This is a genomic window from Butyrivibrio sp. AE2005, assembly GCF_000686965.1.
GTDB classification, from domain to species: Bacteria; Bacillota; Clostridia; order Lachnospirales; family Lachnospiraceae; genus Butyrivibrio; species Butyrivibrio hungatei_A.
This window is the reverse complement of record NZ_KK366046.1, coordinates 15,215-32,046: the sequence shown is the minus strand read 5'-3', so window position 1 is coordinate 32,046 and position 16,832 is coordinate 15,215. Positions and strand designations below refer to the sequence as shown.

The 16,832-nt window shown below is 43.4% G+C and carries 17 protein-coding genes; 2 read left to right on the top strand and 15 right to left on the bottom strand.

Going from position 1 to position 16,832, the window contains the following annotated elements; genetic code table 11:
• Nucleotides 1–10 precede the first annotated feature (10 nt).
• From atpA to DL92_RS0117285, 10 genes are all read right to left on the bottom strand, one after another.
• Nucleotides 11–1,540: a F0F1 ATP synthase subunit alpha gene (gene atpA / locus DL92_RS0117330; RefSeq protein WP_026656159.1), complete on the bottom strand. Its 1,530-nt coding sequence runs from the start codon at nt 1,538–1,540 to the stop codon at nt 11–13.
• Nucleotides 1,541–1,564: 24 nt separating this feature from the next.
• Nucleotides 1,565–2,104 carry an ATP synthase F1 subunit delta gene (atpH, locus tag DL92_RS0117325; protein WP_026668427.1) on the bottom strand — a complete coding sequence of 180 codons (540 nt, stop codon included), beginning with the start codon at nt 2,102–2,104 and terminating at the stop codon, nt 1,565–1,567.
• Between the two features lie 19 nt (nt 2,105–2,123).
• Nucleotides 2,124–2,651 carry a F0F1 ATP synthase subunit B gene (gene atpF, locus DL92_RS0117320; protein ID WP_034462099.1) on the bottom strand — a complete coding sequence of 176 codons (528 nt, stop codon included), beginning with the start codon at nt 2,649–2,651 and terminating at the stop codon, nt 2,124–2,126.
• Between the two features lie 33 nt (nt 2,652–2,684).
• Nucleotides 2,685–2,966, bottom strand: coding sequence for an ATP synthase F0 subunit C (gene atpE / locus DL92_RS0117315; RefSeq protein WP_026656162.1), 282 nt, complete (start codon nt 2,964–2,966; stop codon nt 2,685–2,687).
• Nucleotides 2,967–3,032: 66 nt separating this feature from the next.
• Nucleotides 3,033–3,803, bottom strand: coding sequence for a F0F1 ATP synthase subunit A (locus DL92_RS0117310; RefSeq protein ID WP_026656163.1), 771 nt, complete (start codon nt 3,801–3,803; stop codon nt 3,033–3,035).
• A gap of 10 nt (nt 3,804–3,813) precedes the next feature.
• Nucleotides 3,814–4,224 (bottom strand): hypothetical protein, encoded by a 411-nt coding sequence (locus DL92_RS0117305; protein ID WP_026656165.1) that lies wholly within the window; start codon nt 4,222–4,224, stop codon nt 3,814–3,816.
• Between the two features lie 27 nt (nt 4,225–4,251).
• Nucleotides 4,252–4,518, bottom strand: a complete 267-nt coding sequence (locus tag DL92_RS0117300) for an AtpZ/AtpI family protein (RefSeq protein ID WP_026668426.1) — start codon at nt 4,516–4,518, stop codon at nt 4,252–4,254.
• 258 nt (nt 4,519–4,776) lie between these two features.
• Nucleotides 4,777–6,585, bottom strand: a complete 1,809-nt coding sequence (aspS, locus tag DL92_RS0117295) for an aspartate--tRNA ligase (RefSeq protein ID WP_026668425.1) — start codon at nt 6,583–6,585, stop codon at nt 4,777–4,779.
• A 127-nt stretch (nt 6,586–6,712) separates the two neighbouring features.
• A complete protein-coding gene (locus tag DL92_RS21630) occupies nt 6,713–7,378 on the bottom strand; it encodes a hypothetical protein (RefSeq protein ID WP_034469663.1) in 666 nt (221 codons plus the stop codon).
• Nucleotides 7,379–7,438: 60 nt separating this feature from the next.
• Nucleotides 7,439–8,086 carry a hypothetical protein gene (locus tag DL92_RS0117285; RefSeq protein ID WP_026668423.1) on the bottom strand — a complete coding sequence of 216 codons (648 nt, stop codon included), beginning with the start codon at nt 8,084–8,086 and terminating at the stop codon, nt 7,439–7,441.
• Between the two features lie 356 nt (nt 8,087–8,442).
• Between DL92_RS0117285 and mgtE the strand changes: the two genes are divergently transcribed.
• Nucleotides 8,443–9,798 (top strand): magnesium transporter, encoded by a 1,356-nt coding sequence (gene mgtE, locus DL92_RS0117280; RefSeq protein WP_026656169.1) that lies wholly within the window; start codon nt 8,443–8,445, stop codon nt 9,796–9,798.
• 38 nt (nt 9,799–9,836) lie between these two features.
• Nucleotides 9,837–10,343, top strand: coding sequence for a helix-turn-helix domain-containing protein (locus DL92_RS0117275; protein WP_026656170.1), 507 nt, complete (start codon nt 9,837–9,839; stop codon nt 10,341–10,343).
• Between the two features lie 96 nt (nt 10,344–10,439).
• Here the strand turns inward: DL92_RS0117275 and pflB are convergent, their stop codons facing one another.
• From pflB to DL92_RS0117250, 5 genes are all read right to left on the bottom strand, one after another.
• Entirely contained in the window at nt 10,440–12,704 is a 2,265-nt protein-coding gene (gene pflB, locus DL92_RS0117270; protein ID WP_026668422.1) for a formate C-acetyltransferase, read from the bottom strand.
• 167 nt (nt 12,705–12,871) lie between these two features.
• Nucleotides 12,872–13,600 (bottom strand): pyruvate formate-lyase-activating protein, encoded by a 729-nt coding sequence (pflA, locus tag DL92_RS0117265; RefSeq protein ID WP_026656172.1) that lies wholly within the window; start codon nt 13,598–13,600, stop codon nt 12,872–12,874.
• A gap of 32 nt (nt 13,601–13,632) precedes the next feature.
• Nucleotides 13,633–14,394, bottom strand: coding sequence for a Crp/Fnr family transcriptional regulator (locus tag DL92_RS0117260; protein ID WP_026656174.1), 762 nt, complete (start codon nt 14,392–14,394; stop codon nt 13,633–13,635).
• 19 nt (nt 14,395–14,413) lie between these two features.
• On the bottom strand, nt 14,414–14,974 hold the full coding sequence (locus DL92_RS0117255) for an NUDIX hydrolase (protein ID WP_026656175.1): 561 nt from the start codon (nt 14,972–14,974) through the stop codon (nt 14,414–14,416).
• Nucleotides 14,975–14,991: 17 nt separating this feature from the next.
• The gene (locus DL92_RS0117250) at nt 14,992–16,791 is read right to left on the bottom strand and encodes a Na/Pi cotransporter family protein (RefSeq protein ID WP_026668421.1); all 1,800 of its coding nucleotides are present in this window, start codon (nt 16,789–16,791) and stop codon (nt 14,992–14,994) included.
• Between the last annotated feature and the right edge of the window lie 41 nt (nt 16,792–16,832).

Genomic DNA, 16,832 nt, shown 5'->3' with positions numbered 1-16,832 from the left:
ATTCCTCCTATTATTTTGCATTCTTCTGCTGCAAAAACTTATCTGTATATGCGTTCAGCGACTCTTTAAGTTTATTCTCAGTCTCAGCTTCAAGCTTACCTGTCTCGCGAATGTCTCTCATTGCAGCAATTCCTGAAGGATCACTGTCAAGGAAGTCATAAAGACCTGCCTCATACTCCGCGATATCGGAAGCCTCAACCTTGATAAGAATGTTGTTTACAACGGCATAAAGAATAGCTACCTGCTTCTCAACAGGAACAGGCTGATTCTTATCCTGCTTCAGGACTTCAACGATACGTTCACCCTGTGCAAGACGTGCCTTGGTATCTTCGTCAAGGTCCGATCCAAACTGAGCAAAGCTCTGAAGTTCACGGTACTGTGAATATACGAGCTTAAGTGTTCCGGCAACCTTCTTCATAGCCTTGATCTGAGCGTTACCACCAACTCGGGATACCGAGATACCGGGGTTAACAGCCGGCATGATTCCTGAGTGGAAAAGCTCTGTCTCAAGGAATATCTGTCCATCTGTGATGGAGATAACATTCGTAGGAATGTAAGCAGATACGTCACCTGCCTGTGTCTCAATGATAGGAAGGGCTGTAAGCGATCCGCCTCCGTTCTCATCAGAGAGTTTAGCCGCTCTCTCAAGAAGTCTTGAGTGAAGGTAGAAAACGTCTCCGGGATAAGCTTCACGTCCCGGTGGTCTTCTGATCAAAAGTGAAAGTGCACGATATGCAACCGCATGCTTTGAAAGGTCATCATAGATGCAGAGTACGTGCTTTCCTTTGTTCATAAAGTACTCACCCATTGCACAACCTGTGTAAGGTGAAATGTACTGAAGAGGACTGGGTTCTGAAGCTGTAGCTGCAACTACGATTGTGTAGTCCATAGCTCCGCCCTTCTTAAGGTCCTCAACAAGTGCCGTTACTGTAGAACGCTTCTGTCCGATAGCAACGTAAATACAGATAACGTCCTTGCCCTTCTGGTTAAGGATCGTATCAATTGCGATTGTTGTCTTACCGGTCTGTCTGTCACCGATGATAAGCTCACGCTGACCTCTACCGATAGGAATCATTGAATCGATAGCTTTGATACCGGTCTGGAGAGGTTCCTTAACCGGCTGTCTTGCAATGATTCCGGGAGCAGGTGATTCAACAGGTCTGTACTCTGTTGTCTCGATAGGTCCCTGTCCGTCAATAGGCTGACCGATGGCGTTAACAACACGTCCGATCATTTTATCTCCTACGGGAACGGATACGACTCTTCCCGTACGTTTAACAGTCTGTCCTTCGCTGATTCCTACATCCTCGCCGAACAAAACCGCTGATACTACTGTTTCCTCGAGGTTCTGAGCCATTCCGAATGTACCATTCTCAAACTCCAAAAGCTCTCCCGACATACAGTTCAAAAGACCGCTTACTCTGGCGATACCGTCACCGACGGTAAGAACTGTACCTGTCTCGTTTTGGATTATTGCATTCTGATAATTCTTTATCTGGCTTCGAATGACCTCGGATATTTTTTCTGGTTTTAGTTCCATATTATCCTCCGACGTAATTTTGGTTTATATAATTGTCTCGTCGACTCGTCTCTTAAGTTCGGATAACCTGCCTTTGACCGTTCCGTCAAAAAGCTGTCCCTCAAGATCAACACGGACACCACCTAGGATTCCGGGATCTACCTTCTGTCTGAGCAAAACTTTTTTGCCGCTTATTCCCTCAAGCTTCTCCTTGAGTTTGGCTACTTGTGAATCATCAAGCGCAACAGCCGATGTAACAAGAGCATCTGCGATGCCGTTGTCCGAGTTGTAGCACTTTCTGAATCTCTTTCGGCAAGCCGAAAACTCTCTAAGCAAGCCTTTCTCAATAAGAATCTTGATGAAATTCAGAAGATACTCCTGACAGCCGTCTTTGAGCGCATCATCGACAAGCTGCAGTCTCTCTTTCTTGGGAACCGAGGGTTCCGAAAGGAGTGTGATATAATCGGGATTCTCTTTAAAGAGTCCTTCAACCACCTCCATCTGTCCCAGTATTTCATCCGTAAGGTTCACTTCTGCTGCCAGATCATATAGGCTCTGCCCATAAAGATCTCCAGCTTTACTCATGATTACCTCTTTTCTTGGATCAAGCTCCGACTTTACTAATAAAGTCTTCGATGAGCTTCTTGTGATCGTTCTCGTTTATTTCTTTTTCAACGACCTTACCTGCAATATCCATTGCAAGTCCGCCGATTTCATCTTTAGCCTCGTTGATAGCTTTCTTCTTCTCCTGCTCAATATCAGCAGCAGCTCTTGCCTTGATATCAGCCGCTTCCTTCTGTGCATCCTGCACCAAAGCATCTGCCTTGGTCTGAGCCTCTTTCTGCGCATCAGATACGATCTGTGCAGCTTCGGAATGAGCTTTTGTAAGGCTGCTCTCATATTGGTCTTTAAGAGAATCTGCTTCTTCCTTGGCTTCTCTGGCTTCTTTTATTGCCTTATCCGCAAGATTCTGTCTCTTCTCAAGGATATTGTTGATTGGTTTAAAAAGAAATTTCTTTATCAAAAATACCTGTATAAAGAGGTTACAGATCTGAAGAATAAGGGTCCAGAAGTTCACTGTGACAAGTGCCTGGTTTTCTGCAGTCACTGCCAAAAGAGCCTTTATTCCCATATTGTTTCTCCTTCGTTACGAAAGCTCGTTTCATCAATTAAGGTAGTTCATGAACATTCCAGGTGCTACGAAAATAAGAAGAAGACCTGTAACGAAACCATAAATACCTGTTGTCTCTGCAACGGCACAACCAAGAAGCATTGTGCTTGTTACATCACTCTTACACTCGGGCTGACGTCCGATTGCTTCAAGAGCCTTAGAAACTGCAGTTCCTTCACCAATACCGGGTCCGATACCTGCGATAAGTGCACATCCTGCACCGATTCCACAACCTGCAAGTGCTATACCTTTAGCTAATACCTGAAAATCACCCATAATTTTTTTGCCTCCTAAAAACGCAATTTAATTGTTTTTTGTTCTTTAGTATTTTTTACTTTTTTGTCAGCCTTCTTCTGCTGCATTTGCGATGTACATAACTGTCAGCATACAGAAAATAAATGCCTGCATACATCCTGAGAACCAGTCAAAGTATACGCCTGTGATAGCCGGTAATCCGACTCCCAAGATCGGTATCTTTGAGAGGAAGTCTCCTACCGCTCCCGGAATAAGTCCGAGTAATGCGGCCGATGCCAATCCCAATGCCCAATAGATAAGACCATCAATAACTACACCCGAGAGAATATTTCCAAAGTGACGGCACGCCATACTAACCGGCGTAGCAAGCTCTGAAAGAATATTGAACGGGGTCATAACCGCAATAGGTGTCGTAAATCCCTTTAAATATCCGCCAAATCCATTAGTCTTGATCTTAGTTGCGGTAATCATTGTAAATACCACAAGTGCCCAGGCGGCTTCTGTAGATAAGTCTGCTGTCGGACTTCGCAGTCCTGTAAGGCTGATAAGGTTTGAAACCACACTAGTAACAAACAGAGCCGAAACGAATGGAATCAACTTATCAAATTTTGTGCTTCCGGTGTTATTACGAACAAAGTTATTACCCATTTCAACTAGCATTTCCGCAAATGCCTGTCTCTTTGAAATGTTCTCCATCTTTAGATCCCTGGTAAGGAATATACACAAACCTGTAATTATCAGCATTACGATCCATGTGACTACAAGTGTCTCTGTAATCTTCAGATCTCCGAGAACGGGAATACCCGTACGGATAGTCGCGTATACCTTGGGGCCTACGACCGAGAATTCTTTACTCATATCTTCGCCTTCAACCTCCTTTCCCCGCAGATATAATCCCGCGTAATTTAATCACAATGCTGGGAACGAATAAGGGCGCTATACCCGCCACCGGATTGATGAACGGTAAAACTATAGAAAGAATAACCCAGAGAAACTGGATCATCGTTCTATACCTATAGCTCACTCCCATAGTCTTCCTAGCTCTGTCTTCATCCTCAATAGATGCTACCTTTTGCACAGATACCGCCATCCAAAAGAAATTACCTACAGCGATCAGATAACCGCCTATTCCGCCTATGATAACTTTTATGTCAAATGGCGCCCAATCGGGAACTACCATGTGCAAACAGAAAAATACAAGATACATTACAATAATGCCTACCGCTACCGATGCGGCAATTATTCCTGTTTCTTTTTTTACAGCCTTCTGTAATTTCATGCGCTGTCCTCTTTCCATCCGTAAATATCAATGATGCCTGTTGAAAGACACTTCGTTGTTGTTTTTCTTCTTTTTTTCTTCTTTGTTGATTACTTGCAGATACACCTTGTACGCAGTTGTAATAGAACCTCCAAGCCCCATGATAAAACCTGGTATATAGACCCACTCCCCTATCGAAAGCTTAGAGCATAACAGATAGCAGCCCCCCAGACACATCAAAAGAGGCATTATCAAAGAAAGCCCCAGCTGACCGACCATAGCAAATTGACCAAGTATTTCAGACATTCGCTTCATTTGCATCTGAATTCTGACTACACTCCTTTTCTTATAAAAGTCGAAACAAACCTAATTTATATGATACTCTATTTACGTTCATTTCTCAACCAATCCCTGTCAATAAGCTACTTTTGCAAGGTTTATGCCAAAATTAGAAAAGCTACTGTTTTACGCATATAAGTGTCGCAATATTTAAAAAATGCCGCCTAAAATACAGATAATATAATCTGTTTTTAAGCGACATTGCCTTTAATATTTCATAAAATATTGAATTCTTTACTGTTCTTCTTCGACAGCAGTTGTCTTGATGTGAAGCTCTTCAAGCTGCTTGTCTGTTACGTATCCGGGTGCTCCCATCATAACGTCCGCTGCATTCTTGTTCATAGGGAAAGGAATGATCTCTCTGATAGAATCCTCTCCTGCAAGAAGCATTACCATACGGTCTACACCGGGTGCAATTCCTGCGTGCGGAGGTGCTCCGTAGCAGAATGCGTTGTACATGGCAGGGAACTTAGCCTTAACGTCTTCTTCGCCAAGTCTTACCATCTCAAATGCTTTTATCATAATCTCGGGATCGTGGTTACGAACAGCTCCCGATGAAAGCTCTACGCCGTTACATACAAGATCGTACTGATCCGCCGTGATAGTAAGAGGATCGATCTCGCCTTTCTCAGCCTTAAGAAGTGTCTCAAGACCGCCGCTTGGCATAGAGAAAGGATTGTGGCAGAACTCAAGCTCTCCTGACTCTTCACCGATCTCGTACATAGGGAAATCTACAATCCAGCAGAATGTATACTGCTCTTTGTCCATGTGTCCGGGAACAGCGGCGCCAAATGTCTTAACAACAACACCTGCTGTCTTCTGAGCTGCTCCAATCTTGCCGCTTGAAAGAACAACAAGATCACCGGGCTTAATTCCGAGCGCCGAAACCACTTTATCCTTGATAGGTGCAACGAACTTAGCGATTCCGCCGACAAGTTCATTGTTTTCATCCATTCTGAACCAGTATGCCTTATTTCCTGACTGAACCTCAACATCTCCGATTGTCTTATCGATGAACTTTCTGCTCTCTTTGAAATCAGAAATAACTACAGCCTTGATCCTTACATCTGTTGCAGAGCCATCTTCTGCCTTAGTTGCAAAAGGTCCGAATCCGCAATCTGCAAGAACTTCCGTAGCATCCTGAACAGTAAGGTCGATCCTGAGATCCGGCTTATCTGTTCCGTATTTCTCCATTGCCTCAAGATAAGGAATTCTCATGAACGGAGCTCCTGAAGCACGGTCATAATTACCGTATTTAGCAAATATAGGAGGAAGTACATCCTCGATAACCGCAAATACATCTTCCTGTGAAGCAAATGCCATCTCCATGTCAAGCTGATAGAATTCTCCGGGACTTCTGTCTCCTCTTGCATCCTCATCACGGAAGCAAGGTGCGATCTGGAAATAGCGGTCAAATCCTGCTGTCATAAGTAGCTGTTTGAACTGCTGAGGCGCCTGGGGAAGAGCATAGAACTTGCCCGGATGTTTTCTTGCGGGAACAAGGTAGTCTCTTGCACCCTCAGGTGAAGATGCAGTAAGTATAGGTGTTGTGATCTCAAGGAAGCCATGCTCTGTCATAGCGCTTCTGAGCGCTGCAACTACATTGCATCTTAAGATAATATTCTTTTTAACCTCGGGATTTCTAAGGTCGAGGTAACGATATTTAAGACGTGCAGTCTCGTCAGCCTCTCTTGAATGATTGATCTCAAAAGGAAGCTCGTTATAACGGCAGCGTCCCAAAATCTCGATTGATTCGGGAACAACCTCGATATCTCCGGTTTCCTGCTTGGGATTCTTGGAACTTCTCTCCCTTACAACTCCCTTTACGGAAATTGTTGATTCCTTGTTGATTGCCTTGGCTGTCTTAACCATTTCCTCAGTCTCAAGGACAATCTGTGTTGTGCCGTAGAAGTCGCGAAGAACTACGAATCCAAGTCCGCTTCCGACTTCTCTCATATTCTCAAGCCATCCGACAAGAGTTACGCTCTCGCCGACATTATCGATACGAAGTTCACCGCAGTTATGTGTACGTGATTGCATCATTAGTGTTACTCCATTTCTGTATTATAAATCTGCATTAATAAAGTTGTGCGTGGCACGGATTTTATCCAATACCACGCACAACATTTTAGACCAACATTGTAATAGTTGCAAGCAAAAACGAGAAACCTTATTTTACTCTGTTTCCGCCCCACTCAACAACAGTAAAGCCTTCTCTGTTGAATTCATCCAGATACTGAGGATTAAGGCCCACATATCTATCCGAAGGATACCAAGCCATAAATACACGGATTAAAGTATCAGGTTTAGGCTCAATATCAAGCTTCGCCCCCTTAGTATAGGAACTTCCCTGGAAACTGATAACGTTGTACTTATTATCAACCATCTGAGGCAACCAGTATTCGATAAATTCCGATTTCTCAGCCTCATTAAGTCCGATCTCGGTAAGCTTATCTTCAAGAAAGGCTTCCGTATCTTCTCCCTTTACGCAAAAACCTGAGAAAAAGTTATAATTGCGATTGGGATCTCCTTCCCAATAGAGATAGTCGTACTTTTCTCCTTCATAGGTGATCATTCCGTCTCTGTCGGCTGTTACTTTCCAGCCGTTTTCTATGTTGAAGATAGGATCAAGCTCGGTGAGATTGCCGTCATAATCCAGCGTTACAGAAACCTCTGTAGCGTCCTCCTCCGGATAAAGATAAATCACCGGTTTTCGGTCTATTCCAATTTCATCCGACGCATCGGATCCGGGGCAGGCATCTTCTGTTTTCCCATATCCGAAAACAATAAGCAACATGCCCATAACAATAGTTACAATAAGACACTTTTTGCCCATAAGACCACCTCCGATCTTCTATACATTAATTATATAATGTATATCGGCAAAAAGATATATTTACTTTACAACTTTTTCAATTGTCGTATTCTGTACTATACTATTGGGATTAAGCGCGAATGAATTAATGTCTCTGACTTTGTTATAACAAACAAGTTTGATGGTTATCATCTTGTTCTGTTTGAGAGTGCAAAGCTGATACACCTCGGCATAAGGCGGCTCAGCAACTGTTTTTACACGAAGGTACTTACTTTTATTGCTCTTGACGATGTCGGTACTTATCTCACTTACCTTTACTCCCTGATTCTTCATTGAATTACGGATCTGGTCTTCGAGATTTCCAAAAAATTTTTTGATTGCTTCATCAGGCATGTTGTAAAGATCCTTGCCCTTAGTATCAAAATTCTCGACGGTTACCGACATTTCGCCTTCATTTGCAGAAATCCAAAGGTCATATCCACTTCCGGCCATAAGTCTTGAAACTTCAGAAGCATTCGTAAGGCGTCCGGTTCCATCGGAATAGATAGTCTTGCCACCCATAAAACATGTTCCGTATTCGGGAAGCACCATATTTACCGCAGTATTTCCATCTTCTACGCGAACCTTATTTTCTGCCGCATAAACATCTGTCTTACATATTCCCATAAAAAAGACAAACATTAAAATTGCAGTAACCACACGTTTCTTACCTATTAAATCCTTTTTCATTTTACCCCCACAAAATCTACATATACGCCCCCACAACAGTAACTCTTCCTCTTCTTTTTTGACACTATTAAGATAACTCATTCTTGCAATCATGACAACCCGATTTTTCCCAAAAATCTTTCTATACACAAGTCAACCAATTTGTGTTAAAGTTAATTTGCGTTATAGTTCACAGTCATTCAGACTGCAATTTTTTAACAATTATGCTCATTATCTTGAGCGTTTCGATTCACGTAAGTGGATAATCCCCGAAGGAAAGGTGGTGGTTTTTATGAAGTCAGATTCACATCGATGCGGCAGTGATCCTGCTCCTGGTCGAAGTACCATAAAAACCACATACGCAAAAGGAGATTATCATGGAATTACAAGAAGAGAAAACAATCGTTGAGATTCTAAAAGAGCTTCTTGAAGCAAGGCAGTACACCATGCTCCGCCAGACCATCTCAGAAATGAACACAGTTGATATAGCTGCCGCAATGGGTGAGATGGAGGATGAGGATTCACTTAAAATGTTCAGGATCCTCCCAAAGGATATGGCTGCGGATGTATTTGCCGACTTGGAACTGGATGATCAGCAGTATATCATTCGTTCACTGTCAGACCGAGAAGCTTCCAACATTATTGACAACTTAATGGCGGATGATGCCACCGACCTTTTGGAAGAGATGCCCGCCAGTGTAGTAAAGCGTATTCTGGCCAACGCGAGCCCCGAGACAAGAGCTGATATCAATCACCTGCTCAGATATCCCGAAGACTCAGCCGGAAGTATAATGACCGTGGAGTATGTAGACCTCCGTGAAGATATGACGGTCAACGACGCTATCGAAAGAATCAGGAAAAAAGGCGTAGATTCCGAAACTATCAACATCTGTTACGTTGTATCGAGACAGAAAATACTTGTCGGAACCGTTGCGCTCAGATACCTTCTTATAACAAAGCCCGATGAGATCATCGGCGACATAATGAATACCAATGTCATCAGTATCAACACGATGACCGACCAGGAAGAAGCAGCAAGAATCTTCCAGAAGTACGGCTTCACGGCAATGCCCGTTGTAGACAACGAGTCACGTATGGTCGGTATCATCACCATCGATGACGTTGTGGACATCATGGAAGAAGAGGCTACCGAGGATATCGAGAAGATGGCTGCTATCGTGCCGTCCGATAAGCCTTATCCCAAGGTAGGCATATTGGAAACCTACAGAAACAGAATTCCATGGCTGTTGTTCCTTATGGTCAGCGCCACATTTACGGGCGGAATCATAGCACACTATGAAGCAGCTTTGACAGCATTTGCACTGACCGCATACATCCCGATGCTTATGGATACAGGCGGAAATGCAGGTTCACAGGCAAGCGTATCAATTATCCGTGGATTGTCACTGAAAGAAATTGAGTTCAAAGACTTATTCAAGATAGTATGGAAAGAAATAAGAGTTGCGGTTCTTTGCGGTTTTACCCTTGCCGTTGCTAACTTTATAAGACTTCTTGTCTTTGCTCACGGCGTTCCGATCGCAACATCACTTGTTGTCTGCCTGACACTTTTTGTTGTTGTGCTCATTGCAAAACTCGTAGGTTGTTTCCTTCCCATGCTTGCATCACGCTTCGGCTTTGACCCGGCAGTTATGGCAAGTCCGTTCATTACCACAATAGTTGATGCATTGTCACTGCTTGTTTTCTTGAACATTGCAACCGCATTATTGGCATAGTAATATGACATCACAGTAAACATCGCCCCGGAGGAGATATGGGTAAGAAATCAGTAAAAGAGAATAAGAACATCTATTTCACATCACGTGAAGAGGCCGGCCTGACCAGAGCTCAGGCAAGCGAACTTATCGGAACAATAAGTGACAGCCGCCTTGAAAAAATAGAAACAGATAAGACATCCGTTCAGCCGGAAGACGTTGCAGATATGGCTGTCGCTTATAAGAAGCCTGAGTTATGCAACTACTACTGCACTCACGAGTGCCGGATCGGAAAAGGCAATGTTCCCGAGGTTAAGATTTCATCATTATCGGAGATTGTACTTGGAATGTTATCCGCACTTAATTCTCTGGACAACCAGAAAGCTCGTTTAATAGACATAACGGCAGACGGGCGCATAACAGATGACGAACTCAAAGATTTCGCCGAAATACAGCGTCAGCTGGACAATATAGACATGACTGTTGAAGCCCTTAGGTTATGGGTAAAAAATACAATTGCAGAAGGCAAGATAGATGAAAAGAAATTAAAAGATCTGAAAGCTTAATTGCTTTCAGATCTTTTTTATTAATACAAAAAGGACGACTCGATTATCTCGAGCCGTCCCTATTTATTTACATGTTATATTACGTACGATCTAAGATCAAAGTGCCTCGTGGCATGTACGTGCGATAACGTCGAGCTGCTGCTCCTTAGTAAGGTTGATGAACTTAACAGCATATCCTGATACACGGATAGTGAAGTTAGCATACTCAGGCTTCTCAGGATGCTCCATAGCATCGATGAGCTTCTCCTTACCAAATACGTTAACGTTAAGGTGGTGTGCACCCTGGTCAAAGTATCCGTCAAGAACGCTAACAAGCTTGTTTGATCTCTCCTCATCGTCGTGACCAAGAGCGTTAGGATTCATTGTCTGTGTGTTAGAAATTCCGTCAAGAGCGTACTCGTAAGGAATCTTAGCAACAGAGTTAAGTGAAGCAAGAAGTCCTGTCTTCTCAGCACCGTATGAAGGTGATGCTCCGGGTGCGAATGAAGCGAATGCAGGTCTTCCGTCAGGTGTAGCACCTGTAGCCTTACCATAAACAACGTTAGATGTGATTGTAAGGATAGATGTTGTAGGCTCAGAATCACGATATGTGTGGTGCTTCTCGATCTTCTTCATGAATGTCTTAAGGAGCCATACAGCGATCTCGTCTGCTCTCTCATCATCGTTACCGTATCTGGGGAAGTCTCCCTCTACCTTGTAATCAACAACAAGACCTGACTCATCACGAACAGTTGTAACCTTAGCATACTTGATAGCTGAAAGTGAATCTACAACGTGTGAGAATCCGGCGATACCTGTAGCGAATGTACGTCTTACATCTGTATCGATAAGAGCCATCTCAGCTGCTTCGTAGTAGTACTTATCATGCATGTACTGGATAAGGTTGAGGATGTTTACATAGAGTCCTGCAAGCCAATCCATCATGATGTCATATTTGTGCATAACTTCATCATAATCAAGTACGTCAGCTGTGATAGGAGCCATCTCAGGACCTACCTGCATGTGCTTGCCGTCCTTTGTAAGGAACTTCTCATCCTTACCACCGTTGATAGCGTAAAGAAGGCACTTAGCAAGGTTAGCTCTTGCTCCGAAGAACTGCATCTCTTTACCTGTCTGTGTAGCAGATACGCAGCAGCAGATGCTGTAGTCATCTCCCCAGATAGGACGCATAACATCATCGTTCTCGTACTGGATTGAAGATGTTGTAACTGAAATCTTTGCAGCATACTTCTTGAATGTCTCAGGGAGCTTAGATGTGTAGAGCACTGTAAGGTTAGGCTCAGGTGAAGGTCCCATGTTCTCAAGAGTATGAAGGAAACGGAAGTCGTTCTTTGTAACCATGTGACGACCGTCCATTCCAAGTCCACCAACCTCAAGTGTAGCCCATACAGGATCACCTGAGAAGAGGTTGTTGTATGAAGGAATACGAGCGAACTTAACCATTCTGAACTTCATTGTCATGTGGTCGATAAGTTCCTGTGCCTCTTTCTCTGTAAGAGTTCCTTCTTTAATATCTCTTTCAATATAAATATCAAGGAATGTTGAAACACGTCCAACTGACATTGCAGCACCGTTCTGAGTCTTGATAGCTGCAAGGTATCCGAAGTAAAGCCACTGAACAGCTTCCTTAGCGTTCTTAGCGGGAGCAGAAATATCAAATCCGTAAACGGCTGCCATTTCCTTCATTCCCTTAAGAGCTCTAACCTGCTCAGAGATTTCTTCTCTCTGACGGATGATGTGGTCGAGCATTGTTCCGTCACCACAGTTGTTGTAATCATCCATCTTCTTCTTGATGAGGTAGTCAATACCGTAAAGAGCTACTCTTCTGTAGTCGCCTACGATACGTCCACGGCCGTATGTATCAGGAAGACCTGTTACGATGTGGCTGTGTCTTGCTGCTCTCATCTCAGGTGTGTAAGCATCAAATACTGCCTGGTTGTGAGTCTTGTGATACTCTGTGAAGATCTTGTGGAACTTCTCATTTACCTTGTATCCGTATGTCTCAGCAGCTTCTTCAGCCATCTTGATTCCGCCGAAAGGCATGAATGCTCTCTTAAGAGGCTTATCTGTCTGAAGACCAACAACCTGCTCAAGGTCCTTCATAGACTCATCAATATATCCGGGGCCATATGCTGTAAGACTAGAAACAACCTCTGTCTCACACTCAAGAACGCCGCCCTTTTCACGTTCCTGTTTCTGGAGCTCCTGAAGCTTGCCCCAAAGCTTATCTGTAGCTTCTGTAGGCTCAGCCAAAAAGCTCTCATCTCCATCATAAGGTGTGTAGTTGTTCTGGATGAAATCTCTTACGTTAACGTCATCCAACCAGTGGGTTCCCTTAAACCCGCGCCATGCTTCGTTCATTTTACGTACTCCTCGTTAAAATATTATCATATGTATTGTTCGAGATTGATGATATCACCTGTTACACAACCAAACATTGATTGTAATCAAGTTTTGAGTTTTTCTTAAAATATTATTTAACTCCATCAAAAAAGACAGCTCCATTGCGCAGCTGCCTTCTCATGATATTATTTCCCATTTAATATTTTCATTGCATTTTCAACTCTCTCTTTTGAAGGAGATTTAACGCCGTCGAGCTTGTAAGGAATACCGAGTGTCTCGAACTTATGCTGTCCCATCGAATGATAGGGAAGAACCTCAATCTTTTGTACATTGGAAAGAGTCTCTATAAACTCTCTTGTTCTCTTAAGGTACTCATCATCATCGGTTATTCCGGGCACGAGCACATGACGGATCCATATGGGTTTTGAGATATCCGACAGATACTTGAATCCGTCGAATATATTGTCATTCGGAAGCCCTGTGAGCTCTATGTGCTCATCCTTGTCGATGTGCTTGATATCAACAAGTAACAGGTCCGTATACTTCATAAGTTCCTCAAACTTGGAAAAGAAAGGCTCCTCACGCGTAAAAGGCTGAAGTGCCGTATCTATGCATGTATTGATACCGCGCTCTTTTGCCTTCTTAAAGAGCTCAATCAAGAAGTCTATCTGAAGAAGCGGCTCTCCGCCGCTTACAGTAATTCCGCCTTCTGTTCCCCAATAGCTTCTGTATCTTTCCGCAAAGTCCAGAAGTTCATCGGGAGTACGCATATCTTCCGAATTGGGATCCCAAGTATCAGCATTGTGGCAGTACTTGCATCTTAATTTGCATCCCTTTAAGAATACGATAAATCTGATTCCGGGTCCATCAACCGAACCGAATGTCTCTATTGAATGAATTGCACCTTTAACCATTGTTACTCCGTTTCATAAATAATCTGTATAGATCACTGATAAATATATATTTCCCTTAATGCATCTCTGTCGAGCACCCTGATCTTGGCATGTCCGACTCGCTCAATAAGCCCGCTCTTTTCCATCTCCCTGAGTTTCCTGCTGACAGTCTCTGTTCGAAGATTTACACTTGCGGCAATGTCATCGAGTTTTAATACTATGTCATCGCCCACACTCCTGTCAACTCTGTACATCAAAAAGCCCGCCAGTCTGGCCATCGGGTCTTTTGTGGAAAGAAGCATGTTCCTCTCATTGGCATCGTGGAGTTTTTTGCTCAAAAGAATGATGATATTCATCGCAGCCGAAGGATCGTCCACAACTTTAATGAAATCATCCCTGTGTATCTGGCAAATAGAAGCATTTGTAAGGCAAACCGCAGAATAAGGATAAATACTGCCATCCAAAAACATGCCTTCCCAAATGATGTCATGATCTGCAAGAATCGTTATGATCTGCTCTCTTCCGAGAGAATCGTATCTGCAAAGCTTAACTCTTCCTTTTCGTATTATGCATATGGAATCAACGGGTTCGCCTTCTCTGAAAAGATAACTGTTCTTCTTGAGAGTCTCATGAACAGAATGCTCCATAAGGCTTACCTGCGCATTTACAGGAAGTCCCTCGATAATAGGGACACTCGCAGTGCATAGTCCACCGCACTCCTCACAGATATTGAGCCCTATGATTCCTCTTTTTAACTCTTCTGCCTGGCTCCGGCCCTGATATATTCCTTTTTGTATCTCTTTCTTATCATTCATAAACAAATACCGACTCTCATTACTCCTTCGACCATAAGTAGCAATACGCCTGCGTCCTTGCAGCAAAAGGCTGAGTCTTAAGCAGTTCTCTTACTTCTTTTTTGGTATACCAGCCGGGTACTATCTCTTCCAATGTCGAGCTGCTTTTTGAAAAAGTTCCCGCCGCCTTTCCGACGCAGCAAAGGTTCTTTTCATTTGAGAAACCGACTGCACTGTAACTTTCGCCAATCCACTCGTCAATACTGATTATATCAAGTCCTGTTTCTTCCTTGAGTTCTCTTCTTGCGCTCTCCTCCGGTACTTCACCGGGATCGATAAGACCTGCAGGGAAGTTGTATACCCATGCGCCCGGTGCAAGTCTGAACTCTTTGTTTATAAGTATCTTTTCCCCAGTCTCATCGTGCATGATAAGCACAACTGCATCGATCTTGTTGTTGTGAATATCGTCATATCCCTTGAGATCGGGATTTCTGCTGATTATCTCGTATGTCTTATCCTTGTTATCAACAGTTTTGTAATGAAGGTCGTAGCGGGTAATGAACTCGCCCTGCTCCTTTTTCTCTAAGTACTGAAATTCCATAAATAATCACTCCTGCATTAAAACTTAACAGAAGGAAGCTGATATTTTCTCTCGTAGAAATCAACTGCCTGCTCAAAGCCTTCTCTTTTATCCGCTTTGAGCGTTTCCAAATACTCGTGTGCATCGTACGCATCATCATGCACCTCAATAACGCCTACGGCGATGTTGCTGCAGTGATCTGCGATACGCTCATAATCTGTTCCGATATCACTAAGGTCAAAGCCCTGCTCAATGGTACACTTGCCCTTGCGAAGCCTTCTCACATGACGCCTTTTTATCTCTTTCTGAATGCCGTCAATCGCTTCCTCGAGAGGCTCTATAGACTTTGCTATCTCGACATCACGTGTTTCAAACGCTTTTATAGACATATCCACGATCTCTTTTACCGCTGATGCGAATATATCCATCTCTATCTGACCCTTCTGGGTAAACTCTCTCTTATTCTCCGCCATACCCTGAGCTTTCTGCATGATGTTGAGAGCATGATCGCTTATTCTCTCATAGTCGGTGATGCAATGAAGAAGCATTGTGAGTGTATGGCTGTCTTCGGGAGCAAGATGATGGTTGTTTATCTTCATAAGATAAGTTCCAAGCTGGTCCTCGTACTGATCGACTTTGCGTTCAAGATAATCAACATCCTGCGCCACTTCATCTTTGTAATCCGTAATAAGTGAAACTGCCTTATCAAGGGCATCTTTTGACATATTAGCCATCTCGACCGCAGCAAGTCTGGCCTGTTCAAGCGCAAAAGGAGGGTTCGCAAGGAAAAGAGGATCCAAAGTTCTGATTCCCTGCTGCTCTTCCTGCTCCTTTTTCTCCTTATCATCTATAGGAATAGAGCTGAGTGCGAGATTTACAAGCACCCCTGAGAAAGGAAGCATAAGGGGCGTTGCAATAAGATTAATAAGTGTATGTATCCCCGGAATTCCCGCAAGTCCGACTTCCCGGTGCATAAAGGAGAAATTCATCACAGCATTCAAAGAATAAAAAATTATCATAAACAGTAATGCTTTTATGAAGTTGAAATACAAGTGCATAAGAGCTGTTCTCTTACCGTTCTTGTTTGCGCCAAACGATGAAAGAATCGCTGTGATACATGTACCAACCTCAGCGCCTACAACAACAGGTATTGCTATGTTGAAATAGACAGGTATACTTCCCGATATCGCCTGAAGCACACCGATTGTTCCGGCTGAACTCTGAATGAGCATGGTAAAAAAGATTCCGACCATGAATCCGATAAGAGGATTGCTGAACTTCATAAGAAGGCCCTTAAATCCTTCATTATCCTTTAGCGGAGCGACAGCATCAGACATACTGCTCATTCCGAACATCAAAACAGAAAATCCGAGAAGGATTGTTCCGATATTTTTCTTTTTCTCACTTTTGGAAAACATATATAGCCCGATACCTATAAGAGCCAAGAAAGGTGTGAATGACCTGGGCTTTAAGAGTTCCAGCCACAAATACTTTGTGCTGTTCAGATTATTAAGTGTAAGAATCCATGCCGTAAATGTCGTACCAAGGTTAGCACCGAGAATAACGTTTACTGCCTGTTTAAGAGTTACGATTCCTGAATTAACAAGACCAACTACCATTACGGTAGATGCAGATGATGATTGAACCAGTGCGGTTACACCGACACCGAATAAATACGCGATAATAGGATGTTTGGTGACTTTGGCAAGTACGCTCTCAAGTCTTCCGCCTGCGGCCTTGGTAAGACCTCCGCTCATAACGTTCATCCCATACAAAAACATTGCAAGGCCTCCGATTAGCCCTGCCACCATTTTAAAACTGTCTAAAAATTCTTTCATTTCACCTCCATAGGCACTCTTCGTTAAGGGCTCTCTACCCT

Bases quoted from the DNA above. Each gene is read 5' to 3' on its own strand.
- DL92_RS21630 (WP_034469663.1), bottom strand. From the start codon at position 7,378: ATGGGCAAAAAGTGTCTTATTGTAACTATTGTTATGGGCATGTTGCTT.
- DL92_RS0117255 (WP_026656175.1), bottom strand. From the start codon at position 14,974: ATGGAATTTCAGTACTTAGAGAAAAAGGAGCAGGGCGAGTTCATTACC.
- atpE (WP_026656162.1), bottom strand. From the start codon at position 2,966: ATGGGTGATTTTCAGGTATTAGCTAAAGGTATAGCACTTGCAGGTTGT.
- pflA (WP_026656172.1), bottom strand. From the start codon at position 13,600: ATGGTTAAAGGTGCAATTCATTCAATAGAGACATTCGGTTCGGTTGAT.
- DL92_RS0117260 (WP_026656174.1), bottom strand. From the start codon at position 14,394: ATGAATGATAAGAAAGAGATACAAAAAGGAATATATCAGGGCCGGAGC.
- DL92_RS0117275 (WP_026656170.1), top strand. From the start codon at position 9,837: ATGGGTAAGAAATCAGTAAAAGAGAATAAGAACATCTATTTCACATCA.
- DL92_RS0117250 (WP_026668421.1), bottom strand. From the start codon at position 16,791: ATGAAAGAATTTTTAGACAGTTTTAAAATGGTGGCAGGGCTAATCGGA.
- DL92_RS0117300 (WP_026668426.1), bottom strand. From the start codon at position 4,518: ATGAAGCGAATGTCTGAAATACTTGGTCAATTTGCTATGGTCGGTCAG.
- atpA (WP_026656159.1), bottom strand. From the start codon at position 1,540: ATGGAACTAAAACCAGAAAAAATATCCGAGGTCATTCGAAGCCAGATA.
- atpH (WP_026668427.1), bottom strand. From the start codon at position 2,104: ATGAGTAAAGCTGGAGATCTTTATGGGCAGAGCCTATATGATCTGGCA.
- DL92_RS0117310 (WP_026656163.1), bottom strand. From the start codon at position 3,803: ATGAGTAAAGAATTCTCGGTCGTAGGCCCCAAGGTATACGCGACTATC.
- atpF (WP_034462099.1), bottom strand. From the start codon at position 2,651: ATGGGAATAAAGGCTCTTTTGGCAGTGACTGCAGAAAACCAGGCACTT.
- aspS (WP_026668425.1), bottom strand. From the start codon at position 6,585: ATGATGCAATCACGTACACATAACTGCGGTGAACTTCGTATCGATAAT.
- pflB (WP_026668422.1), bottom strand. From the start codon at position 12,704: ATGAACGAAGCATGGCGCGGGTTTAAGGGAACCCACTGGTTGGATGAC.
- DL92_RS0117305 (WP_026656165.1), bottom strand. From the start codon at position 4,224: ATGAAATTACAGAAGGCTGTAAAAAAAGAAACAGGAATAATTGCCGCA.
- mgtE (WP_026656169.1), top strand. From the start codon at position 8,443: ATGGAATTACAAGAAGAGAAAACAATCGTTGAGATTCTAAAAGAGCTT.
- DL92_RS0117285 (WP_026668423.1), bottom strand. From the start codon at position 8,086: ATGAAAAAGGATTTAATAGGTAAGAAACGTGTGGTTACTGCAATTTTA.